Annotated in this window: 21 protein-coding genes; 16 read left to right on the top strand and 5 right to left on the bottom strand. The window is 45.2% G+C overall.

Annotated features, from left to right (window positions below; genetic code table 11):
* Window positions 1-47: 47 nt before the first annotated feature.
* Window positions 48-1118, bottom strand: coding sequence for a calcium/proton exchanger (cax, locus tag R50345_RS12070; RefSeq protein WP_042126835.1), 1071 nt, complete (start codon window positions 1116-1118; stop codon window positions 48-50).
* Between the two features lie 154 nt (window positions 1119-1272).
* On the opposite strand from cax, the gene R50345_RS12075 reads away from it, so the two are divergent.
* Entirely contained in the window at window positions 1273-1638 is a 366-nt protein-coding gene (locus R50345_RS12075; protein WP_042126837.1) for an Asp23/Gls24 family envelope stress response protein, read from the top strand.
* Window positions 1639-1728: 90 nt separating this feature from the next.
* On the opposite strand, the gene ftsW is transcribed toward R50345_RS12075, so the two are convergent.
* Both ftsW and R50345_RS12085 read right to left on the bottom strand, forming a co-directional pair.
* On the bottom strand, window positions 1729-2973 hold the full coding sequence (gene ftsW / locus R50345_RS12080) for a putative lipid II flippase FtsW (protein WP_042126839.1): 1245 nt from the start codon (window positions 2971-2973) through the stop codon (window positions 1729-1731).
* Complete coding sequence (locus R50345_RS12085; protein ID WP_042126841.1) at window positions 2970-3317, bottom strand: YugN family protein; 348 nt, start codon at window positions 3315-3317, stop codon at window positions 2970-2972. The genes ftsW and R50345_RS12085 overlap by 4 nt, the downstream gene beginning before the upstream one ends.
* Before the next feature lie 239 nt (window positions 3318-3556).
* Here R50345_RS12085 and R50345_RS12090 point away from each other — a divergent pair, with 239 nt between their 5' ends.
* The 9 genes from R50345_RS12090 (at window position 3557) to R50345_RS12130 (ending at window position 12436) form a co-directional block, all read left to right on the top strand.
* Window positions 3557-4738 carry a M20 family metallopeptidase gene (locus R50345_RS12090; RefSeq protein WP_042126843.1) on the top strand — a complete coding sequence of 394 codons (1182 nt, stop codon included), beginning with the start codon at window positions 3557-3559 and terminating at the stop codon, window positions 4736-4738.
* Window positions 4739-4800: 62 nt separating this feature from the next.
* Complete coding sequence (locus R50345_RS12095) at window positions 4801-5232, top strand: CBS domain-containing protein (protein ID WP_042126845.1); 432 nt, start codon at window positions 4801-4803, stop codon at window positions 5230-5232.
* Between the two features lie 217 nt (window positions 5233-5449).
* Entirely contained in the window at window positions 5450-7162 is a 1713-nt protein-coding gene (locus R50345_RS12100; RefSeq protein ID WP_042126847.1) for a DNA repair helicase XPB, read from the top strand.
* The gene (locus R50345_RS12105; protein ID WP_042126849.1) at window positions 7159-9093 is read left to right on the top strand and encodes a helicase-associated domain-containing protein; all 1935 of its coding nucleotides are present in this window, start codon (window positions 7159-7161) and stop codon (window positions 9091-9093) included. Before R50345_RS12100 ends, R50345_RS12105 begins: the two co-directional genes overlap by 4 nt.
* Window positions 9094-9108: 15 nt before the next feature.
* Window positions 9109-9546 (top strand): YlbF/YmcA family competence regulator, encoded by a 438-nt coding sequence (locus tag R50345_RS12110; RefSeq protein ID WP_042126851.1) that lies wholly within the window; start codon window positions 9109-9111, stop codon window positions 9544-9546.
* Between the two features lie 40 nt (window positions 9547-9586).
* Window positions 9587-9850, top strand: coding sequence for a YlbG family protein (locus tag R50345_RS12115; protein WP_042126853.1), 264 nt, complete (start codon window positions 9587-9589; stop codon window positions 9848-9850).
* A gap of 161 nt (window positions 9851-10011) precedes the next feature.
* The gene (locus R50345_RS12120; protein ID WP_042132104.1) at window positions 10012-10449 is read left to right on the top strand and encodes a hypothetical protein; all 438 of its coding nucleotides are present in this window, start codon (window positions 10012-10014) and stop codon (window positions 10447-10449) included.
* A 130-nt stretch (window positions 10450-10579) separates the two neighbouring features.
* Window positions 10580-11479 carry a selenium metabolism-associated LysR family transcriptional regulator gene (locus tag R50345_RS12125; protein ID WP_042126855.1) on the top strand — a complete coding sequence of 300 codons (900 nt, stop codon included), beginning with the start codon at window positions 10580-10582 and terminating at the stop codon, window positions 11477-11479.
* A gap of 81 nt (window positions 11480-11560) precedes the next feature.
* Window positions 11561-12436 (top strand): PHP domain-containing protein, encoded by an 876-nt coding sequence (locus R50345_RS12130; protein ID WP_042132105.1) that lies wholly within the window; start codon window positions 11561-11563, stop codon window positions 12434-12436.
* Between the two features lie 73 nt (window positions 12437-12509).
* Here R50345_RS12130 and R50345_RS12135 read toward each other — a convergent pair whose 3' ends face one another.
* Window positions 12510-14399 carry an Rqc2 family fibronectin-binding protein gene (locus R50345_RS12135; protein ID WP_042126857.1) on the bottom strand — a complete coding sequence of 630 codons (1890 nt, stop codon included), beginning with the start codon at window positions 14397-14399 and terminating at the stop codon, window positions 12510-12512.
* Window positions 14400-14692: 293 nt separating this feature from the next.
* Between R50345_RS12135 and R50345_RS12140 the strand changes: the two genes are divergently transcribed.
* The 5 genes from R50345_RS12140 to R50345_RS12160 all read left to right on the top strand — a co-directional run bounded on the left by R50345_RS12140 (window position 14693) and on the right by R50345_RS12160 (window position 22621).
* On the top strand, window positions 14693-17512 hold the full coding sequence (locus R50345_RS12140) for a calcium-translocating P-type ATPase, SERCA-type (protein ID WP_042126859.1): 2820 nt from the start codon (window positions 14693-14695) through the stop codon (window positions 17510-17512).
* Window positions 17513-17649: 137 nt separating this feature from the next.
* Window positions 17650-18486: a diaminopimelate epimerase gene (gene dapF / locus R50345_RS12145; protein WP_042126861.1), complete on the top strand. Its 837-nt coding sequence runs from the start codon at window positions 17650-17652 to the stop codon at window positions 18484-18486.
* Window positions 18487-18650: 164 nt separating this feature from the next.
* Window positions 18651-20294, top strand: coding sequence for a spore germination protein (locus tag R50345_RS12150; protein WP_081954256.1), 1644 nt, complete (start codon window positions 18651-18653; stop codon window positions 20292-20294).
* Window positions 20284-21495: a Ger(x)C family spore germination protein gene (locus tag R50345_RS12155; protein WP_042126863.1), complete on the top strand. Its 1212-nt coding sequence runs from the start codon at window positions 20284-20286 to the stop codon at window positions 21493-21495. The genes R50345_RS12150 and R50345_RS12155 overlap by 11 nt, the downstream gene beginning before the upstream one ends.
* A 19-nt stretch (window positions 21496-21514) precedes the next feature.
* Window positions 21515-22621: a GerAB/ArcD/ProY family transporter gene (locus R50345_RS12160; RefSeq protein WP_042126866.1), complete on the top strand. Its 1107-nt coding sequence runs from the start codon at window positions 21515-21517 to the stop codon at window positions 22619-22621.
* Here R50345_RS12160 and R50345_RS12165 read toward each other — a convergent pair.
* Window positions 22594-22851, bottom strand: a complete 258-nt coding sequence (locus R50345_RS12165; protein WP_042126868.1) for a hypothetical protein — start codon at window positions 22849-22851, stop codon at window positions 22594-22596. The genes R50345_RS12160 and R50345_RS12165 overlap by 28 nt on opposite strands.
* Before the next feature lie 164 nt (window positions 22852-23015).
* Between R50345_RS12165 and R50345_RS12170 the strand changes: the two genes are divergently transcribed.
* Window positions 23016-24887, top strand: coding sequence for a bifunctional homocysteine S-methyltransferase/methylenetetrahydrofolate reductase (locus tag R50345_RS12170; RefSeq protein WP_042126870.1), 1872 nt, complete (start codon window positions 23016-23018; stop codon window positions 24885-24887).
* Window positions 24888-24904: the final 17 nt, after the last annotated feature.

Here is a 24904-nt window from a genome sequence, read left to right on the forward strand (position 1 = left end):
TCTCATGTGCGTTTTTTTTGAAAAGATTAAGATGTTTAGGGAAGTATTTATACTAGATAAAAGGAGACGCCCAGAATGAGGTAGACCGTTAACAGTAAGAGACCCTCATACCAGTTGGTCGAACCATCCTGAGTTATCGATTTGGCAATGAATACGGCGACACCAATGGCGACAATTTCGATCGTTGTAAACACAATATCCATAGTATCACCCATGAAATAACTGGCGAAGATAAGTACAGGTGCAACGAATAGTGCTATTTGAAGACTGCTACCGACAGCTATTTCTACTGCTGCACCGATTTTGTTCTTCATGGCCAGCATAATGGCTGCGCTATGTTCTGCGGCATTACCGATGATTGCCACTAGAAAGGCACCTACAAACAGTTCGCTAAATCCAAAGCGCTCAGTTAATGTTTCTAGCGTTCCTACCAGCCACTCACTAACAAAGGCTACCATCACGGTTGCAACCAGCAGATATAGGATGGATCTGTTTCTAGACCAAGCAGGCGCATGTTCAGTTGCTGATTCATCCTTACCGGCTTCTGTAACGTCCTCTAAATGTTTCTTGTGCGTTATCATGGAGAAGATTAGCCAAGCCATGTAAGAGGCGATGAGCAGCCCGGCAACGATTAAACTGAGTACGTCTGTATCTTTTTCAGTTATGGAATGAGTATTGAAGAACATAGCCGGAACAAATAAGGCGATAACCGCTACGATCATTAGGGAACCGTTCATACCAGCAAGGGTTACGTTGAAATTCTGCACTTTGAACTTCATACCGCCAGCGAAAATACTTAAACCTAGGACGAGCAGCAAATTGCCTATAATGGAACCGGTAAGACTGGCTTTTACCATGTCGAACAGTCCTTCCTTAACCAGGAAAAAGGCAATGATTAGCTCTGCGGCATTACCGAAGGTAGCGTTTAGGAAGCCGCCTAACCGTTGTCCGGCATAATGAGCCACACTTTCTGTGGCGCGGCCCAGAAAGCCAGCCACAAACACAACGGCTACTGCAGAGAGAACGAACTGAAGCGTGTGGTCCCAATCTGCATAATGTCCTATGGCACTAAGGATAAAGGTGATAGCCAGCAAAGCTGGTGAAATCCATTTTTTCAATGTAAAGTACACTCCAATCTATGTATTCAGGATCAATTCATAATCAATATACCCAAATTATTCCTAAGTGTAAACGAGAAAGCGAGAAACTGATTTGCTTTTTAGCCTGTTTAGGAATTACAATAATTGATAATGAGTTAAGGGGGGATATGGCATGGCAGAACAACTTCAATTGGAAATGGGAAATATACGAATTTCAAATGACGTCGTCTCGAAAATTGCCGGATTGGCTGCCTTGGAGACTCCAGGTATTGCAGCCATGTCAGGTGGCCTATCAGAGGGCTGGGCGAAGCGTCTTAGTGGTAAGAACGTCCAAAAGGGCGTTACCGTTGAAGTGGGACAGCTAGAAGCAGCAGTAGACCTGCGTATTATAGTTCTCTATGAAACTCCGATACATGAAGTGTGCCGGATGCTTCAACAGAACGTACGCGAAGCTGTGGAGAGCATGACTGGACTTCATATTGTTGAAGTGAATGTCAAAGTTGAAGGCGTAGCCTTTAAGAACGATGAAATTGCTTAATGCAAAAAAGCTTGTACACAAAAAAGCAGTCCAAGATATTTAACTTGGACTGCTTTTTTATATATTCCATCACATCCGGATTTATGAATCTCACCGGGAACGAACTTGTCTAACTGTAGTTACAGATTTCGTTACTTCCTCTTTAGCTGGAAGATTAGTTTCTCTGGAAATACTCAGGATAATTCCCATGGACAGCATGCTCACGAGAAGTGAAGAGCCGCCATAGCTGATAAATGGTAAAGTTACTCCGGTAAGCGGAATCGTCTTCGTTACACCGCCAATATTGACAAAGGCCTGAATGGCTATGAGACCCATAATCCCAATGCCGACAAGTGTGCCAAAGGGGTCTTTGCACCTTAATGAGATTAAAATCCCTCGCCAGATAAAATACAGGTATAACATCAGAAATAATGCTGTGCCTACAAAGCCGAACTCTTCACCAATCACGGGGAAAATAAAGTCCGTATACGGGTATTTAAGATAATCCAGCTTTTGAATGCTTTTGCCAAACCCAGAGCCGCTGACTCCACCTTGTCCGAGAGCGGTCAAAGACTGAATAATATTATACCCTTCACCCTCAGCATCCTGATAGGGATCTATGAAAGCTTGAATACGACCTTTTCTGTAGTCCTGATTGGCGGCTACTTTGTCAGTTGCAGGGGAAAGGGAATCAATCGCTGCCTTAGCCCCCATAACAATTCCTACTCCGAGCACCAAGAGTGCAATAGAGCCTAGGATATGCTTCATGCTGGCACCGCCTGCATAAATGACAAGTCCACTGGTAGCTACTAGAATAAGGCATGAGCCCAAATCTGGCTGCATCATAATAAGTCCGGCAACGATACCCACAATGACCATTACAGGGATATATCCTGTGCGGAAATCTCTAAACCGTTCACCTTTTTTGGTAATCAGCGCGGAGAGATACAGGATAATCGATATTTTGGCTAGTTCGGTAGGCTGGATCCCTAGCTTCCCGATACTTAACCAGCTCTTGGCGCCATTGATTCTTTCAGAGAAGGCTACAATTAGCAGGAGAATAACGGTGATGATGAAGATAGGGACATACCACTTCTTGAATTTACTGTAGGGAATATTCATGGCTGTAAACATAACAACAATTCCAAGTACGATCCAGATCATTTGGCGTTTCATGAAATATAGAGGGTCATTACCGAACTTCGAGCTCGCTAAAGTCAAACTGGAGCTAGCACTGAAGACCATGACTAGACCGAAACCCACAAGTAGTAGTGTTAAGATAAGTAGTTGGAAATCGGGTGTTCCTCTTTTGGGCAGGCTGACATTTTGTTTCGTCTTTCCCTTTCTGTTACTCAAGCCTCCAACAGCTGCTTTAATTCGAGAATCCGAGTAGCAGCAGTGTCCAATACTGGTTTAGGGACCGGAGAGTCATACTCCAGACCATGGGGGAATGTTGCTTTCCCTAAGTATACGGCTTCAATTGCAAGTACGGCATCAGCCTTCTCTAGCTTCCCCTCGATTGCGCGAGTGTTGATGCGTAGAAAGTATTCGCCACCATCCTGTGGGTCTTCAATTTTGCAGTCGTAAGTGGCACGATAGTATTCCCATTGCCAGCGGATAAAGCCAGCCTTTGTAGCACTCTCGTCCAGATAGAGAAGATCACTCTTCAATCCTACGAGGCCCGTGTTCTCAAAAATCATAGCACGCATATCCCCCTTATGAAGTATAATGATGAATTCATGATCCGTTTGCTGATGTTCTACCTCATGATAGTATGTTTCTAAACGTTGTGCAAGAGTAGGTACCTCCTAACGATACCCAGTTTTTTGCGTTTCTGCTACAATAAAAGAATTATAGACGTGTGATGCTAGATCAAAGTGAACAGGACTGCTGTCGCATGCTATTGATGCGGGTTTATGAAGAAGGGGATGGAAAACGTATGAAGAGCTTAGCGGTTGATTCGCTCATGCCGGAGATCGTGGAATGGAGACGCCATTTACACCGTCATCCGGAGTTGTCTTTTCATGAAAAGGAAACATCGGCATTTATAGCAAACAAGTTAGCAGAATTCGGTATTGAAGTTAGAAGAAGCACATCAGGGTATGGTGTAACAGGTATATTGCGAGGACAACGGCCGGGGAAAACGGTAGTCCTTCGCGCGGATATGGATGCACTACCTATTAAAGAGGAAAACAAGAATGACTACGTTTCGCAAAATGAAGGGGTTATGCATGCCTGTGGGCATGATGGACATACTTCAATCCTACTGGGTGTAGCCTCTTACTATAGCAGCCGCCTTGATGAGATCGAAGGGGAGCTGCGTTTTCTTTTTCAACCTGCGGAGGAAGTCTGTCCTGGCGGTGCACAGGGGATGATTGCTGAAGGCGTATTGGAAGGGGCGGATGCAATATATGGTCTACATTTGTGGACCCCGCTGCCAATGGGAACTGTCGGCAGTGCACCAGGACCGCTTATGGCATCTGCGGATGAATTTTTTATTGATATCATCGGTAAAGGTGGTCACGGCGGCATGCCTAACCGCACGATTGACAGCATTGTGGCAGGGGCGGCACTTGTGACTCAGCTCCAGAGCATCGTAAGCCGCTCTGTGAACCCGCTGGAGCCCGCTGTTCTCAGTGTAGGAACCATTCAAGGGGGATTCGCCCAGAATGTCATTGCTGAGCATTGCCGGATTACAGGAACCGTGCGGGCATTCGACGAGGAGACCCGCCATCTGATCCGCAGCAGGATCGAAGAAATGACAGTTTCAATTGCTGGTGCATACGGTGCAGAAGCTAAGATAGACTATGTCATGGGTTATCCACCACTCGTAAATCATGAAGGTGAATACCAGCGTTTTTCTGAGGTGGCACCAGGAGCATTTGGGGAGCCCGTTCAGGTGATTGTGATGGAAAAGCTGATGCCAGCCGAGGATTTTGCCTATTATGTTAAAGAGATTCCTGGCTGCTTTATGTTCGTAGGTGCTGGGAATCCAGATAAAGATGCAGTCTACCCGCATCATCATAGTAAATTTGATTTTGACGAAGATGCTATGCTGCATGGGATGAAATTGTTGATCGCTATGGCTAATTCCTGTTTGGAAGAGAAGATAATCGTATAATTTCGTTTCATAGAGGAGAACCTATTCCATAACATGGAGATCATGATTAGGAGGGTTCGTTCTTGAAGACAGTGAAAGAAGTTATGACGATGGAGCCTGTAACAGTCACATTACAGGATAATGTGTATGAAGTCGCTGTTAAGATGAGAGACAATGACACCGGATTTATTCCTGTAATCAATAATGAAGTAGATAAGACTCTGCTCGGAGTAATTACAGATCGTGATCTTGTGATTAGAGGTTATGCGGCTAAGCACCCTGGATCAACTTCTGTAGAAAAGGTGATGAGTAGAGAAATTCAGACCGTCTCAGAAGATACTTCTGTAGATGAGGCTGCAGAACTGATGTCGAACTGGCAAATTCGCAGATTAGCCGTGACCAGTGGCCAGAAGCTGATTGGTGTTGTTTCCATCGGCGACTTGGCGGTGCGCAACATTTTTGCGGATGAGGCTGGAGAAGCTCTTCATGATATTTCGCAGCAGCATTTACATTAAATAGTTTGATAGGGAAGCTCATGACCGTTATACGGGGATGAGCTTTTTCCTGTTCAAATATAAGAGAATGTAGATTTCACGCTATACATTATCCTTATATTTCTCGCATCAACGCTTACCGCCCTTTAGGGAGGCTGAAGGCGTTTTTGCTTATATGAATGTAAGCAGATTACATAGCGCAAACTTAAATGAAATGAATGATTGCGGAGGTGACGTTATGAACGAAACAGGGGCTTGCATTGTGCGCAGGGATCGGACGATTCTACTGGAATGCGCACATCCTGGTTTTGAGAAGGCGAGGAAGGAGCTAGGAACCTTTGCAGAGCTTGTAAAGAGTCCTCCGGCTTACCACACCTATAGAATCACTCCATTATCACTATGGAATGCTGCAGCGCTTAATTATACAGCTGAGGCAATTATCTCAAGTCTGCATCATCTCGCACGCTGGGGTGTTCCTGCAGGGCTGGAGGAAGAGATCGGAACGCTTCTCTCTAGGTATGGGAAGCTGACTCTTCACGGACAGAAGACTTCGAATGAGATCATTACGCTTAAGGCTGACTCAGCTGAAATACTGGATGAACTAGGGAATGAATCTGTTCTAAAGGCATTAGGTTTACAGAGGATAAATCCACTAGAAAGCACATGCCGTGCAAAGAACAGAGGGCTTTTAAAGCAAGAGCTGATGAGACTAGGCTATCCTGTACTGGATTATGCGGGTTACCATGTCGGACAAGAGCTAAACTTGGCATGGAAGGAGAACGGAAATAACGCAAAGGATGGAGCGAAAGGTGAAGCTTTTGGACTGCGTGAATATCAGCAGGAGGCCGTTCAGATGTTTCAAGGCATAGAAGGGCAGGGAGGCAGCGGGGTAGTTGTATTGCCTTGCGGAGCGGGTAAGACGTTAGTCGGATTAGCCGTTCTTGAAAGTCTACAATGCGAAACACTGATCTTAACTTCAAATACGACTTCTGTAAGACAATGGGTAGATGAGCTGCTTGAGCGAACCGATTTGGATGATGAGTCTATTGGTGAATATTCCGGTGAAAAAAGAGAAGTGCGGCCTGTTACTATAGCTACCTATCAGATACTAACGCACCGTCAATCCAAAGGCGGTCCTTTTCTCCATATGAAGCTGTTCAACGAACGCAACTGGGGTTTGATTATTTATGATGAGGTCCATCTGCTTCCAGCCCCAGTCTTCCGGGCTACAGCAGATATTCAGGCTACTAGAAGACTAGGTCTCACTGCAACTCTGGTTAGAGAAGACGGGAAGGAAGGGGACGTATTCTCATTGATCGGGCCTAAGCGTTACGACATGCCTTGGAAGGAGCTGGAGCAGCAGGGCTGGATTGCAGAGGTTGAATGTGTCGAGATGATCGTACCGATGTGTTCTGAGTTAAGGCAGAAATACTTGTATGCGGAAGCGAAAGAGAAATTTCGTATGGCCTCATGCAATCCTGCCAAAGTTGAGGTTGTAATTGAGCTTTTAAAAGCCCATCAGGGATCATCAGTTCTGGTTATCGGACAGTATCTTGATCAATTAACGGAATTAGCGGATAAGTTAGATGCACCGTTGATTACTGGCAAAACGAAGCAGCGAGAAAGAGATGAGTTGTATGCAGCTTTTAACGAGGGAATAATACAGGTGCTTGTTGTCTCTAAAGTAGCGAATTTTGCGGTTAATTTGCCAGATGCGTCGATAGCTATTGAGGTTTCAGGAGCTTTTGGATCCAGACAGGAGGAGGCTCAGCGTTTAGGACGAATCTTGCGTCCGAAAGCTGGTGAGAATAAAGCGTACTTCTATTCGCTGGTATCTGAAGATAGTCGGGAGCAGGATTTCGCTATGCGCCGCCGGATGTTTTTGACAGAACAGGGCTATGAATATGTCGTTAAAATGGTGCCGAGCGGAAAGGAGCGAACGATCCATTGAACCAGCTATCAGCAGAAGCATTAGAGGTCTTAAAGCGATTATGTGCTGCTTATGCAGCCCAACCCTTTGACGAAGGGAAAGAAGAGCGTTTGCGCCCAACGAAGCTCTGCCGTGCCGAACAAAAGCTTGCAATGAATGAACTGCGACGTGCGGGGCTGTTAACTGCGAGGCATAAAATATTGGGTGAGAAGCTGTACCAGATACCGGTTGAACAACTATTAGCGCTAGAACAAGAATTCTTCCCACACCAACCAAAGTTTATAGAGGGGCATTCAGTGAATCTATCCATGGAGGCAGGCGCTGGACTGGCAGTAGATCTGTTTCGGGCATTGCAGTTCATTACACGTGAAGGCCTACCACTGACCGCTAAGGGAATCATTCATAAAAAAAATCTAAACCGCTTAGCGGCTCAGCTTTCTTTTCACGATAAACATTTACTGGGGCTCACTATGGGCACTCCTTCGGATGAATTGAATGTTCTGTCAGCCACTCTAGTAGTAGACATCATGTTGTGTCTTGGGCTTATTACCAGACTGAAAACAGGTTATAGACTTAACCAGGATATGCTGGAGCGTTGGTTGCAGCTTCCTGAGACAAGGATGACAGACATCCTGTATGGGATTGTTATTCATCGTTGTGGAAGCATTGGGCCTGCTGATCAGCATTTTCGTTATTTGATATCCGGCAAAGCTTTTGTACCAGAGAAATGGACAGCGCTGCCTGAGCTACTGGACTGGATGACTGATATGAATCTAACCGGAACGGTCACCCGAGATGAGCTGGAACAATCAAGCTTGCGCTGGCTTCAATGTTTAACAGGCTTTGGATGGTGTGAATTGGGGTGCACATCTGAGGGTATCCAGTGTTTTCGCTGGACTGCTGTAAAACCGATGTTGATGACGGGTAACGAGTCCGTCCCTGATTCTGAGACAGATATTTCGAATGAGATGTTTATTGTACAGCCCGATTTTGAAGTCCTGATTCCACCGGAGGTGTCCTATACCGTTCGCTGGATTTTAGCTGGATGCGCAGAACTGCTGCAAACGGATACGATGTGGAGTTTTCGGCTGACCCGAGAGATGCTTGTACATGCATCAGAGAGACGGATGCCTCCAGAAGAAGCAATTGCTTGGATAAGAAATCATGCACGGGGCGGTCTGCCATCTGTGGTGGAGCTGTCTTTAGAGCAATGGGGAAAAAGCATTGGCCGAACATCACTCTCGGAGGTCATCCTGTTGACTTGCCAGACGGAAGAGGATGGAGCGGCAATCGCAGCCCATCCGCGACTACAAGATAGCCTTAAGCGTATCGGTCCGCTTCATTTCCTAGTATCTCCAGAGTCTGTAGAGCAGATGCGTAAGGAATTGTTTTTAGCAGGATTGGCTCCTTCCAGGATGATTGGAGGACGTGAGGAGGAGGACACGAACACTGTTTGGACTTCGTTTAATCAAGAAGCAGAAACCGAGCAAGAGTTGTATTCACTTCCAGTACTAACTTCTGAACTAAGGCTACTCCACCGCGGTAATCCCTTTTTAAACCTACCTGTTATTTCTCCTGAGCAGGAGGAGAATATCTTATTAGATGGGGATAATGTACCCCAGATCTGGAGCAAGGAATGGCGACATTATCATAGCTCAACCGCTCAGAAAGTAATGGAGCAGGGATTGAAGTGGGGAATTAAGGTGCGTTTTTCCTTGAAGGATCAAATGTTAGATTTCATCCCCTCCAGAATAAAAGGGAATCCTTGGAAAGTGGAGGGGCATCTCTTATATAACGATGGTGAAACGGTTGAAGAAATAGAGCTGACCCCTGAGGACTGGAAGGAAATGAAGTTAGTTATTCCCAAAAGGCGAAGAAATTCCTCTTCTGCTGAAGCGAGTGATTATGTTATGATAGAAAAGTCTACTGAATTCGGTAGAACATTAACGTAGAAAAGAGCTGAGTTCATGAGCGTAGCGGAATTAAATACGGTCGATATGGCTGAAGTGCTGACATACGCCTATGAATTAGGCGATATGATTAATCAATCCGCCGAGGTGTCGGATTACTTATACTGGAAAGGACGGGTTGATACGAACCCGGAAATTCAGGCCATGGTCAAACGACTTCAAGCTAAGAAGGAGTTGTTTGAAGAAACACAACGATTCGGACATTTTCATCCGAACTATCATTCAGCGAAGGATGAGGTTTCAGCAGTAGAAGCGGAACTGGAGCAGTTCGAGGAGGTTGTTCGTTTCAAACTGGCAGAGAAGACACTTGACGACATTCTGCACTCCATGTCGGAAGCGATTGCTTTTTCAGTATCGGATAGCATTAAAGTACCAAGTAATGATCCTTCCCCTAAAGGTGGATGCGGCAGCGGGGGAAAATGCTCCTGCGGATAAGCTTCCTTTAGGATTTAGAGAGAGAAAGGCGGTTAAGCTTATGTTTGCGGAACGGACAGGATACATCATTTGGGTAAGTGACGTTAAAGCGGCACGTAACCTTGAGAAATACGGAACATTACATTATGTTTCTCGGAAAATGCATTACGCAGTGATGTATGTAAATGCAGAACGTGCCGAGGAAGTTATGAAGAATGTCCGCAGACTCTCCTACGTTCGTAAGATCGAAAGATCCTATCGTAACGAAATTAAGACAGAGTATACCAGTAATGGGCCGGACAAGTCCCGTAATTACGGTATGTAATTTTTGGAGATGAACAGGCGCTTAAGCAGCGCCTGTTTTTTTATGCGCAGATCTAGAGTAAACGGCTTCTCCTGTGGTCTGAACTTGTACAACTTTCAGCAATGAGGTAAGATGACAACATTAAGTACATACAAAGACCCTTATGGTGGAGTGTGATGATGATGCGCAACAAAGGGACGGATTGGCCCAGCACTTACGAGCCCTTCCACATCATGCTGAACGACTACAGGGTCGCTGACATCGTTATAACAAATCATGCGAAGAGTCGTTATTTGGACCGGATCAGTAAAGGTGTAAGCAATGACGAAGAGGTCGCCGCATGGATGTGGCAGTGCCTGATGCAGAATCGGCTCAAGCCTTTTTCAGACAGTGATTTTAACGCGTATTTAATTGACGATGACTCTGTAGTAATCGCTGAGTTCACGGAATTGACAGGAGAAAAAGATATTTCAGGTCAGCCATTATATTCTATGATCATCGTTTCGTTTCTTGGGAGAATCTCTTCAACACCACAATTGAGAGATTTAAAGACTTACTTTTCGCTGCTGCGCAATTCCCGCCGCACTAAGCTAACGAAGAAGAAGCGTAAACGCAAATAGTGTATAAAGTTCGGACTGAAGGCATGCAGCGGTGGCTGCATGTCCTTTTTAAAAATATAAGAAAGCATAAGTTTCATACCATACATAATCCTTAAGTTTCTTCTAAAGATAGCACAAGGAGTTGCAGCACATGAACTTTCATCAGTTACATATCTTTTATACGGTCTCAGAACGAGGGAGCTTCTCAGCGGCGGCGCAGACACTACATATGACTCAACCAGCAGTGACCATGCAAGTGCAGGCGCTAGAGGATTATTTTGGAACCAAGCTTTTTAATCGTTCTACCAAAAAAATCATGCTCTCCGAAGCAGGGCATACCCTTATGCCATACGCGCTGCGCAGCATTCAATTGATGCGTGAGACAGATCAAGCGATGTCGGCGTTTACACATATGCTGGAGGGACGTCTGCAGCTTGGGGCAAGCCTTACCATTGGGGAGTATGTGCTGCCGCGGCTGTTAGGTCCTTTTGGAAAGCAATATCCGAACATTTCAATTATGATGAAAGTCATGAATACCTCGCAAATTATGGAGGAAATCCTAAAGCATCAGTTGAATTTCGGTTTAATTGAAGCACCGGTGACACATCCTGATATGGTGATTGAGCCGGTGATGGGGGATGAGCTGAAATTGATTGTACCCCATGGTCATCCACTTGCAGAGCAGCAGGAGGTTTCTCTGGAAGATGTGCTTCAGCACCCTTTCGTATTGCGTGAACAGGGTTCAGGAACGCGGCGTGTGATGGAAGAGCAGCTGTTCTCGAAGGGACTTGATCCGGGAGCCATGAAAATAGTGATGGAGCTTGGTAGCACGGGTGCTGTGAAGTCGGCAGTGGAGGCTGGGCTTGGAATTACAATTATCTCAACTTCTTCTGTTAAGCATGAGGTGGCGCTTGGACTTCTGAAAATCGTGAATATCTCGGATGCCTCTTTTAAAAGACAGTTCTACGCTATTCATTTAAAATCGACACTGCTGCCGATTTCTGCAGTGACATTCTTGACTTTTTTACGTGAGCATTCGAATGATAACTAAAGCTTGAATGGCTAAAAGACAGAAACTTAGAAACTAGCGTTAGAGGTGATAGAAATAGAGAATGAAACTAGACTGGATGAACTGAAGGGCGACAGATCGGAGCATGTTAACGTCGATCGATGCGATCTCCACACGCATACTCAAGCCTCGGATGGCATGCAGCCACCGGATGAAAATGTACGTCTCGCTAAAGAGAAAGGCTTAACCGCTGTTGCCATTACGGATCATGACACGGTGGCCGGTGTGAAGGAAGCCTGCGAAGCTGGAGAGAAGTACGGAATTACTGTTGTACCGGGTGTAGAGATCAGCACTCGTGCTGGAGGTAAAGATATTCATGTTCTTGGTTACTACGTAGATCCAACAAATGAATTGTTTCTATCCCGATTGGAAGGGCTAAGGGATACTAGGGCACTAAGGAATGAAGCGATAATCTCTAAGCTACGTGGGCTAGGAATTAAGATAACACTGGAGTCAGTGGTCGCTGGGATTGGGCGGGAACTGAAGCCTGATGAGAGTATTGGCCGGCCACATATTGCTGATGAGCTGGTTCGTCTTGGAGTCGCTACAGATATGAGAGATGCCTTTAACAAATTTTTAGCCGAAGGTGCAGCAGCCTACGTGTCCCCTCCACGAATCACGCCCGAGGAAGCCTGTGATTGGATTATCGAGGCCGGTGGCTCTCCAGTATTGGCGCATCCAGTACTATACGGTGACGACCAGTTGGTGCGTGAGATATTGAAGCAGGGTGCTTTTAAAGGGATTGAGGCCTATCATTCGGATCACAAGTCCGCTGATTCAGAGCGTTACCTAACCATGGCTGAAGAATATGGCTTGATTGTAACCGGTGGCTCGGATTTTCATGGTGCCCGTCAAGGTTTTATATTTCATGGAGATATCGGTAGTGTTACGGTTCCTGTAAGTGTGCTGGAACAGTTGAAGAACTTAATAAGTAATTAGAGGTCATGCACTCTTGCAAAATAAAAAAATCGGCTGTCATCCATACAAGGACGACAACCGGTTTTTTTATGATTTAGCTTCTTAACGTATTAGGGAGACTTTTAATACGATCCTCATCCGGTGTGACAAACAACGTCTTCTGATGATCATAGATCACAAATCCGGGTTTGGAACCACTCGGTTTACGTACATGGCGGATCAGTGTGCAGTCGACAGGAACACTGCTTGATTGCTTCGCTTGACTGAAATAAGCGGCAAGCTGGGCGGCTTCTTCTAATGTGGCATCTCCAAACTCCTCACTTCGGATGACCACATGAGAACCAGGGATATCCTTGGTATGCAGCCAAGTGTCATTAGGCGAAGCTAGTCGATTGGTGACGTATTCGTTCTGTAAATTGTTTTTTCCGACATAAATGTCGATGCCTTCTGAAGAGGTGAAGACTTGCAATGTAGGTCTGGTTGCTTTTTTCTTCTTTTTACCCTTTTTGCTTCGGTCACGTAGGTATCCTTGGCTTACAAGTTCATCACGGATTTCCTCTATGTCATTCAATGAAGCATGGGCAAGCTGCTGGAGTAAACTTTCCATGTAGGAAATTTCCTCATGTGTCTTAATCAACTGCTCATTAATAACAAGAAGGCTGTTCTTATACTTGTTGTACTTTTTAAAATAACGTTGTGCGTTATCTGATGGGCTTAATAAAGGGTCAAGCGGGATGACCATTTCAGCCTGATTTTCGTCATAATAATTGACCAAAGAGGCTTCTTTATCTCCTTTGGACACGGCATGTAACGATGCGAATAACAATTCACCCCAAATGCGATAACGATCTGCGTCTTGGGCTTCGTCTAGATCCTTCTGAAGATTGGCGAGCTTCTTTACGTTTTTGCTTCGTTCGTTGCTTAGGAAACGGATCAAATCACTTACCCGTTGCTTCACCGTATCACGTTCAGCTTTATCCCCGTAATAATCCTCCATACACTCGCTTATCGAGTTATATTGCTTCGCGTGTTCACCTAATAGGGTTAACGGAATCGCGGAAAAAATCATTTTCCCTTTTGCATTCGCACCTGAAACAGGTGAGAATTCGCAATTATACACAGGTCCCATTACAGACTGGAAGGCGTCCCATAATTTTATTGGAAATTCTGCTGCAGACCCCTGTGTATCACCTATCGCAAGGTTATTTCTGAGACGAAGAGCGATCTCTCCTGCAACAAGTGGACTCATTCCACTGAAGGCATGCACCATCCAGCCAACGGGATCAGCAGATGGAGAGGGACCACCTGATCCGTCTGGTTTCTGCTCAACTTCTTCTTTTGTAATCAGATTAGCGAGCTCACCTTCTATGATTTCTTCTGGTTTGGTCTCCTTCTCATCTTCTTTCAGTAGAGCGGCTTCTTCAGCTGCTGAGATCAAATGTAGAAATTGCTCTTTGTCGATTTCCAGAGGGTTGAGCTTGTGTTGCTGAGGAGGCTCTGTGTAAGCGACTCCGGGCATTACGATCCGGTAGCTACTGATTGATGGAGTAACGTGATGAATGCCGTCTATGATCGTTCCAGTGCTGAGATCTGTAAGGATGATATTACTATGACGTCCCATGAGCTCTATGATGATCTTTTTGGCAGAGACGTCTCCAAGCTCATCTCTAGTCCTAACATTTATGTGAATAATTCGTTCCATGCCTACCTGAGCGATACTCTCGATCGTCCCACCTTCACAATGCTTACGCATGAGCATGCAGAACATAGGTGCTTCTGAAGGATTTATGCTGTTTCTTTCTGTAAGATGCAGACGGGGATATGTTGGATTAGCGGAGAGTAATAGCTTGCCACCGCCGCCGGCGCCCCGTAGGTTGAAGATAAGATCGTGGTTGTTCGGTTGATATATTTTGCCTATGCGTGCACCGATGAATGATTGCAGTTCGTGCACGATAGCTCGGGTAACAATGCCGTCTAATGCCATGATAAAGCTCTCCTGTCGACGTGAAATGAATTTCTGAAAATATAAGAAAGTATAAGTTGTACACCATACTTTAGGTCTTATATTCTTCGCTTAAACGCTTACCGCCCTTATTAGAACACCGAAGACGTTAAAGCTTACCTCTCTATGATGCCATACTTTGGGACATTCGCGCAAAAGGGGAATTAGATAGGCGGTGATATTATTGGACGACCTTGAATACACTTGGTCATGAACAGGTGGAAAAGCTGTGCGCCGCCGGAAGTCAAGAAACGACCGGGAGGGAAAGAAAAGTCATGGAACAAAACAGTTGGCACCGGCTCGGTGCAGAAGAGCTGCAGAAAATGTTCAATGTCCATCCGAGGACGGGCCTCAGTGGAGAGGATGCCGCGGAGCGACGGAAGCAAAATGGGTATAACGAGCTTTCCGAAGGAAAGACCGTATCCCCGTTTACCCTGCTGTTGAACCAGTTTAAGGATTTCATGGTGCTTGTGCTTATGGGTGCGACGCTCGTATCCGGTTTGCTTGGCGAATATTTGGATGCCATCACGATCATCGCGATTATCCTTTTAAACGGAGCCCTTGGGTTTGTTCAAGAGTTCCGCGCCGAACGTTCGCTAAGAGCTTTAAAGCAGCTCTCCGCACCTTCTGCCAAAGTTCTGCGTGGGGGGAACAGCGAGGTTATTCCAGCAAAGATGTTAGTACCAGGTGATATTGTCTTGCTGGAGAGTGGTGATCGAATACCCGCGGATATACGATGGCTGGATTGCAGTTCTCTATATGTGGAGGAATCCGCGCTAACTGGGGAATCGCTGCCTGTCTCGAAGCATTCGGATGTGATCCGCGCGGAGGAGATTCCGCTCGGTGATCAGAAGAATCTTGGATTCATGGGCACAATGGTAACCAGAGGTACTGGTAAAGCTATCGTAATTCGAACGGGTATGGACACAGAGATGGGTAAGATTGCAGACCTGATCCAGAATACAGAATCTCAGGAAACTCCGCTTCAGCATCGTCTCGAGCAGTTAGGGAAAATTTTAATCTATGTATCACTAGGTTTAACTATTGTAGTTGTAGCAGCCGGTATTTTACATGGACAGCCTGCCACAGCAATGTTCTTGGCCGGGGTAAGCTTGGCGGTCGCTGCGATTCCGGAAGGGCTTCCGGCCATTGTGACCATCGCACTTGCGCTGGGCGTGCAGAGGATGATCAAACGAAAGGCCATCGTTCGTAAATTACCTTCAGTGGAAACCTTGGGCTGCGCATCCGTCATCTGTTCGGACAAGACGGGTACATTGACTCAGAATAAAATGACGGTGACCAGATTATGGACGGGCGGACGTGGCCTTGAAGTAACAGGTGAAGGTTATGCTCCGAACGGACAGGTTCTGGAGAAAGGTAAACCGGTAGATCTCAAAAATGATCAAAGTTTAAGACGGATGCTACAGGTGGGTGCCTTGTGCAGTAATGCGGAGATCATCGAGACCTTTCCGACTGAAGTACGGGGTAAGCGTAAAGGGAAGGATAAGGACATCGTAGTTGATAAGTCATCTGACAGCTCATCCATCTGGGAGCTTAAAGGAGATCCGACCGAAGGAGCCCTCGTGGCACTTTCAGGGAAGATGGGTTTGACTGCCCAGACACTAGCAGTAACATATGCCCGTGAGAAGGAATTTCCATTCGATTCTGAGCGGAAGTTAATGTCAGTTATCATTGGTCATCCCGGAGGACGGATGGTATGTACGAAAGGTGCGCCTGATATTCTGCTTAATCGCTGTTCATATATGCTCTGGGAGGGCGGTGTTGTGCCTTTAACGCCAACATTGCGGCAGAAAGTTCTCGATGCTAATGAGCAAATGGCATCAGGTGCTCTTCGTGTCCTAGGTATGGCTTATCGTGATATTCGTCCAAGTGAAAATATGGACAGTGAAAAGGATGCGGAATCCCAGCTCGTCTTTATCGGATTGGCGGGGATGATTGATCCGCCAAGACGTGAAGTCCGCGATGCCATTAGCGTCACACGTAGAGCAGGAATTAAGACTGTAATGATTACTGGGGACCACGGAACGACTGCAGAGGCCATTGCGCATCAATTAGGAATTCTGCAACGTGGAGGCACGGTACTAACAGGGGCTCAACTAACTCGGATGGATGATGATGAGCTGGATAAAGTATCGGACAATGTGTATGTATTCGCCCGCGTATCTCCTGAGCATAAGCTTCGTATCGTGAAATCCTTGCAGCGCCGTGGTCATGTAGTGGCTATGACCGGGGACGGAGTCAATGACGCTCCAGCCATTAAAGCGGCAGATATAGGAATATCTATGGGGATCACTGGTACAGATGTGACCAAGGAAGCCTCTTCTCTAGTCCTAGGGGACGACAATTTCTCAACCATTGTTGCTGCCATTGAAGAGGGTAGAAACATTTATGAGAACATTCGTAAATTCATTCGTTACCTACTAGCATCAAATGTGGGAGAGATCTTGACCATGTTCTTCGCTATGATGCTTGGTCTGCCTCTGCCACTCGTGCCTATCCAAATCTTATGGGTGAATCTGGTGACAGACGGACTGCCAGCGATGGCGCTTGGTGTTGACCAACCCGAAAAGGATTTGATGGAGCATAAACCGCGTGGGGCGAAGGAAAATATTTTTGCCCGCCGTTTAGGGTGGAAGATCATAAGCCGTGGATTTTTAATCGGTTTATGTACGTTAGGTGCATTTTGGCTAACCTTACGTGTGGCACCAGAGAATCCAGCGCAGCTGATTCGAGCTCAGTCCGTAGCTTTTGCGACACTCGTTATGGCTCAGTTGATTCATGTCTTCGATTGCCGCAGTTCACGTTCGGTGTTCCATCGAAATCCGTTTCAGAATAAGTACCTAGTTCTTGCTGTATTGTCATCCGTGATTCTGATGCTGGCTGTTATGTATATTCCGTTTCTACAACCTGTCTTCAAAACAGTGCCGCTTAATTTCCGTGAGTGGTGCCTTGTATTTGTAACAGCGGGGATTCCGACCTTCCTGATGGGCGCTGGCAGTGTTTGGGGTGGAAAACGTAATCGTGGTCGTAGCGGAAGCAATTCGATGATAAAAAGTACAAAAATTTCGGCATAAAGTTAATAGTATTGCTCCATTCCTAAAGGTATACTTGTTGCAGTTAACAGCTCGTATACTTGTGAAGGGCTACATTACACAGAATATTAAGCTTAAGCGATTGCTAACATAACATAACCTTTAGGAGTGGACTTTCAATGGAATTCACAAAAATGCACGGGCTCGGCAATGACTTTATCGTAGTTTTTGGCGAGCAAGAACTACCAAGCAATGCAGCAGAGCTTGCTGTAACCCTATGCAATCGGTTCTTCGGTATTGGCGCGGACGGACTTGTATACATCCTACCGTCTGAACGTGGTGATTACATGATGCGAATTATGAATTCTGATGGTTCGGAGGCGGAGCAGTGCGGAAATGCTATTCGCTGTGTATCTAAATATGTATATGATCATGGCCTGGTAAACTCCGAGCAGATTGTAATTGAAACGATTGGTGCCGGAGAGCAAAGGGTTACCTTGAATGTGAAAGACGGTGTGGTGGAAACTGTAACGGTTGATATGGGCGAACCTATATTGTCCGGTCTTCAAATTCCGGTAGCTATTGATGCAGAACCAGTACTCTCAGAGTCGATTGAATCGGACGGAACCGAATTTAAGTTTACAGCAGTATCAATGGGTAATCCTCATTGCGTTATTTATGTAGACGATGCCGTATCTTTTGATCTTGCGACATGGGGACCTAAGTTAGAAGTACATCCGTTGTTCCCAAGAAAGGTAAACGTCGAGTTCGCAACGGTTCTGGATCGAGGTAGAGTAGATATGCGGGTATGGGAACGTGGGGCTGGACCCACACTTGCTTGTGGGACTGGAGCTTGCGCAACCTTAGTGTCTTCAGTGCTGAATGGCCTGACAGATCGAGCGGCTTGGATTAGTCTAAAGGGTGGCAATCTCTTCATTGAATGGAATGAAGATGATAACCACGTGTATATGACAGGTCCTGCTGAGGTTGCATTCACAGGTAGTGTAGTGCTATAAAAAATAATGATTCGAATCGTATTACTGAATAAAGGGCAATTCAAGAGCTCATTCTTGGATTGCTTTTTTTTGTTTCGATGTCGTGCTGCATTTCAATCCGAATAATGGAAGACCTAACCGAAAATAATAGTCTTAATTATGAGAAAGAGGTGAACTTGCTGAACATGAAAGGATGGAATAAAAGAAATAAGTCCGGCAATGGCCTGCAAGGGAATCCTTCACAGTCAGGCAGACTAACAATAAATCTTACGCAGTCGATAGAACATATAATTACTGAGCTAGGTGATAGTCCTGATCTCAAAATAAGACAGGTAAAGCTAGGTGAACACAGTCCTGTCCATGCAGCGGCTCTTCATCTTAGCGGTTTGGTTCAACCGGAGGCCGTTGACGAATTTATTGTCGGTTCTTTGCTCGGTGTTACTAATGAGATGTTAAACGAGCAAATCCCTGCCACAGGAAATGTGATGGATTTTATACTGAATCGTACCCTAGAAATTGGTGATGCTAAGGTACAGGACGAATGGAAAGAAATTCTGCTGGCAATCCTTTCGGGAGATACGGTGATTTTAATTGAGGGATATGCCAGTGCGATTGTATGTGATACCCAAGGCGGGGAGACACGTTCGGTCACTGAGCCTACTTCTCAGCTTGTTGTTCGGGGACCCAAGGACAGCTTTGTGGAATCGCTTGCCACGAATATTTCCTTAATCCGTCGAAGACTAAAAACTCCTAATTTAAGATTGGAGTATATGAGAATTGGTGAGGTATCTCAGACGATTGTGGCGTTGATGTTCATTAAAGGCATTGTTGACGAAAAGCTGGTCGATGAAGTGAGGAAACGGCTGGGAGAGATTAAGATCGATGCGATTCTGGAATCCGGTTATATCGAAGAGCTGATTCAGGATAAAACCTTCACTCCATTTCCAACAATCAATAACAGTGAGCGACCAGATGTCGCGGCGTCAAATCTTTTAGAGGGAAGAATAGTACTTGTTGTAGATGGAACTCCCTTTATTTTGATTTTGCCGGCCGTTTTCACACTTTTTTTTCAATCCTCATCGGATTATGCTGAAAGGTTCGATATCTCATTTTTTATGCTGCTTATCCGGTATATCAGCTTTATAGTTCTAATCTTGGGACCTTCTATCTATATAGCATTAACCACGTTTCACTATGAAATGATCCCAACAACCTTATTAATCAACCTGTTATCGCAACGAGAAAATGTTCCATTTCCGGCTTTTGTGGAGGCGATATTAATGGAGGGGGCGTTTGAAATTATCAGAGAAGCTGGAGTGCGAATGCCCCGTGCGGTGGGGCAAACCGTATCCGTTGTGGGTGCTTTGATTCTGGGGCAGGCTGTGGTAGAGGCTGGGATCATCACGCCGGTTATGGTTATTGTTGTGGCACTAACAGGTATTGCGAGTTTTGCAATTCCCTCCTATAACATGGCAATTTCAGGGCGGATTATTCGATTTGCTTTTTTGATACTTGCAGGTATGTTTGGATTTTACGGCATTACACTTGGCTTAATCGTACTGGTTGCACATATGAACAGTCTGCGTTCATTTGGTATCCCTTACTTGTCACCCGTAGTTCCTCTATCGGTCAAGAGGCAAAAAGATACCTTTTTAAGGTTACCTGTATGGATTCATAATAAGGGACGTTCTACTTCTCCCGGTGAACACGGGGATAGTCCGGCGGGTGAGAAAATTAACACTGGACATGAAGCTAACCTTTCACCTGTCATCAATGGGATAGACGATGGTGGGGGTTCTAATAAGAAAGGAGCTTCTGATGAAAGTTAAAGGGAATGTTCTAATTCGTTCTGCGTGGCCTCTTATACTGCTTCTCGTGCTCACTGGCTGCTGGGACAGCGTTGAATTAAACAGAAGAGCGATTGTTACAGGTGTGGCCGTTGATAGAGGCTCTACGGAGGAGGAAAAATATGTCCTTACCTTTCAAGTCATTATTGCAGACGAAATTTCAGGAGAAAATGCCAGAGGGACCTCACCTGTTGCAGTTTATACAGGAAAAGGTCGCAGCATGTTTGAAGCATTGGCTGACGGCTCCCGTCAGACCGCCCGCTTTTTGTCACTTGGTCATATTCGAGTAGTCGTAATTTCGGAAAAATTTGCCCGTGAAGGAATCAAGGACATTATGGATGTATTGGAAAGAGAAAGTGAAACGAGATTAACCAGTCTTCTCTTTATATCTAAGAGACAACCAGCAAGCGACAGTATGACTACGATGACTGTTTTCGGAAGAATTCCTGCGAATGATTTGGTGGAAAAGCTTGAGACGACCTCCAAACAGTTTGGCTACAATTACCGAATGGAGGTAGATGATGTCGTACGCGGGATTCAAATTCCTAGTGGGGGGCCGATGATTAATGGGGTCGAAGTTACTGGTGATGTGGAGCGAAGAGACTCGAATGAAAATATTAAAACGATCAAACCGAAGGCTGCGCTGCGGGTTACAGAGCTGGCTGTTTTTAAAAATGACAAGCTGATCGGGTGGCTACACGGAGATCAAGCCATTGGGTCCGCCCTGTTAAAAAATAAAATCACACAAATGCCTGCAGTGGTTGCTATCGGTAAGAACGAATATGTGTCTTTTAATGTGTATCTCTCGCAGGTTCAAGTCAAGGTGAACGCAAAAGATGCAGAGAATCCAATATTTACCATAAGTATTACTCAACAAGCGGGTTTAAAAGAGTCGCCCAATAATTTGAATCTGAGGGACCCCAATGTGTTAAATGATCTGTCCAGGCTTATGGAGAAGCATACACGAGATCAAGTATGGGAAGCGATAAATGAATCAAGAGCGCTAAAGAGTGACTATTTGGGTTTTGGAGAAGTGGTAGAACGTGAGAATCCTCGTGGATGGAAAAAAGTCAAAGATCATTGGGAGGATATATTTGCGACCTGTGAGATTAAGATTGATGAGGATGTCGTGATTAGGCATACCGATATGCGAAGCGATTCTTTTCAGGTCAATAAGAAATAACGTTTAAGGAGGAGCGGGTATGAATAAAGGCAGTATAAAAATTGGTGTACTCCAAATCTTCTCCTTAACATTGTTGTTCGAACTTGGGACAGCTTTGGTGGTGAATCTAGGGATGGAAGCGGGAAAAGATGCATGGATTTCCATTATGATCGGTGATTTTATTGGAGTAGCTGTTTTCGCGGGATATACCTTTCTCTATCGAAAGTTTCCTGATTTACCGCTAACGGCTTATGTCCGAAAGGTACTAGGCAGATATTTGGGATCGGTAATAGCGTTAGGTTACATCATCCTATTTCTGAATTTAGCGGGAAGGGATTTGCGAGATGGCAGCACCATGCTTGTTATGGCAACCATGCATCGGACTCCGTTATTCATTATAGCCATGCTGATGGTCTTATCAAGCGCTTATGTATTGCATAAGGGAATAGAGGTATTAGCCAGAACTTCGATGGTTTTCTTAACGCTTGTATTAATGATAGGTCTTTTTAGCTCGATGATGCTGATGTTTTCGGGTTCAATTAATCTCCATTTTCTTCAGCCCGTTTTCGAGAATGGATTCGAGCCCATCCTCGCCTCTGTAGTCAAACAAAATTATATGTTTCCTTTTGGTGAAATGGTCTGTTTTACTATGCTGATGCCTTATCTTGATAACGCAAAAAAAGGGCCCTGGATCATTGCAACGGGTATATTTGTATCAGGCATACTATTGAGTCTGACTATGGTCTTAAACATATCTGTTCTTGGATCTGATATTGTTAAAAGATCGCTACTTCCACTGATGCCTACGATTAGCAAAATTTCTATTTCTGATTTTGTTCAACGGCTAGATATTTTAGTTGTTATGGTGCTTATCATTGGTGTTTTTTTTAAAATGGCAGTTTTTTTTGCAGCAGCCCTGATCGGTATATCAGAGTTATTTAAAATTCCTTATCGGAGGATGGTCTATCCGACAGCTTTGATTATCTTGTTTAGTTCTATGCTGGATGCACGAAGCTTCACCGAGCATATAGATGAGGGTGGAAAACTGCTGTATACGGTGTATCCCTTCTTTATGGTGTTAATCCCGCTGATCCTTATCCTTGTTACAGCGTTAAAGAGTCACTTTTCAGCTCCGCGTTCAGGTTGACGTCCGGTCTTCCAGGCCAGAATATCAGGACCAAGCAGACATAACAGCAAGATGATGGCCGCGGTTTTCTCAGAGGCAGTGTATAGTAAGTAATTTAGAATGTACTGGATGTTGCCCACTCCATAACCAAATAGCCAATCCCCCAAATACAGATATGATAAACACAAAATGCTTAAGAGTAGGATAATTGCGTATTTTCGGATCAGAAGTTTTCTAGTTTTTTTCTTCACTGGATTTGCTCCTTTTCGCTAATTTAACGTTAGTATGAAGCTTTTAATACCCGATCATGCATACCCGGACCGGGTGTCTGATTGCTTTTCTTTTGAAAGCTTATCATCCATACCGATTTATGATACATTAGTATGAAACTAATGAGTCAGGGGAGGATTTTGCAGTGAAGCCGGATCTACGTTCCGCATGGGGAAACAAAGTATTGGTCGGAGACGGAGCGATGGGTACCTATTTATATCAGAAGGGTTTCCCTGTCGGCATTTCCTACGAAGAATTAAATTTGACCTCTCCAGGGGTTATCGAAGATGTACATCGCAGCTATATAGATGCAGGGGCAGTGCTGCTAGAAAGCAACACCTTCTCAGCGAATTTTGACAGGCTGTCCAAATATGGTTTGGAGTCCAAGGTTGAAGAAATTAATCGTGCCGGAGTAAGAATCGCTCGTAAAGCTGCTGGAGATACTGGTTATGTATTAGGTGCTGTAGGCTCCATTCGCGCCGGTAAGCGTGCAAATCTCTCATCAACAGAGTTGAAGAAGTATTTTACGCAGCAGATCACAGCATTGTTAGAAGAAGAAGTAGACGGCATTATGCTAGAAACCTTCTACGATGTCGAGGAACTTCACCTTGCACTAAGAACTGTACGTAAACATAGTACTCTCCCAGTCATTTGCCAATTTGCTGTCGATGAATCAGCTCGTACGTTGGATGGACTGACGCTGCCAGAGGCTTTTCGCATTCTTGAAGGTGACGGAGCAGATATCATCGGATTTAACTGTAATACGGGTCCAAATGGAATTAAGAGAGCGCTGAAAGCTGTACAGGGTAATCTGGTTCTACCGACCTCGGTCTATCCGAATGCAGGTGTTGCCGATTATGTAGACGGAGAATACCGGTATGGGGCTTCACCGGAATATTTCGGGCAGATGGCAGTAACTTTTGCAGAAATGGGTTGCAGAATTATCGGCGGCTGCTGTGGTACTACACCGCAGCATATTGCTGAAATTTCTTCCGCATTAAAAGGTTACGAACCTCAGCCACTTCCAAAACCGTCGCTTGTGACGGTGGAACGTGTATCGCTGCAAGAGCATTTTGGCGAAGATGAGGGAAGAGATGGCAGAGAGCCGAACCTGGTTGATCTAGTAAAAGAACGCCATACGGTTATCGTTGAGCTGGATCCTCCCCGTGATTTGGATATCGCCAAGTTTATGCAGGGTGCAGAAGCGCTGAGAAGAGCGGGTGCGGATGCGTTGACACTCGCCGATAACTCACTGGCTGTTACACGGATGAGCAATATGGCTTTAGGCCATTTGGTGCACGCTAAAACTGGACTTCGTCCGCTGGTGCATGTTGCTTGTCGGGACCGTAATCTGATCGGTACTCAATCGCATTTGATGGGTTTTGATGCGCTTGGCATTGATCATGTGTTGGCGGTGACTGGAGACCCCGCAAAATTCGGAGATCTTCCTGGCTCAAGTTCGGTTTATGATTTAACCTCTTTTGAGATTATTCGAATGATTAAGCAATTGAATGATGGCATTTCCTTCTCGGGTAAACCTTTGAAGCAGAAAGCGAATTTTGTAATCGGTGCTGCCTTTAACCCGAATGTTAAACATTTAGATAAGGCTGTACAGCGACTGGAGAAGAAAATTGCCTCTGGTGCGGATTATATTATGACCCAGCCTGTCTATGATCAGGAACTTATCGTGAAGATCGCAGAGGCCACTGCACATCTGGAAATCCCCGTGTTTATTGGTGTGATGCCACTGGCTAGTGGACGTAATGCAGAGTTCCTTCATAATGAGGTTCCAGGCATCCAGCTTACCGATGAAGTCCGGAATCGTATGAAAGGACTTGAAGGGGAAGCAGGAAGAGCTGAAGGTGTCGCCATCGCTAAGGAGCTGTTAGATGTTGCTACAGCTCATTTCAATGGGATCTATTTGATGACGCCGTTCATGTTCTATGATATGAGTGCACAGCTGATGGAGTATGTATGGGAGAAATCAGGACGTAAATTATCCCCCTTGTTTCGCTAGTAATAATCAATTACAAT

Origin of the sequence: Paenibacillus sp. FSL R5-0345 (genome assembly GCF_000758585.1) — a bacterium.
Taxonomy (GTDB): Bacteria; Bacillota; Bacilli; order Paenibacillales; family Paenibacillaceae; genus Paenibacillus_AQ.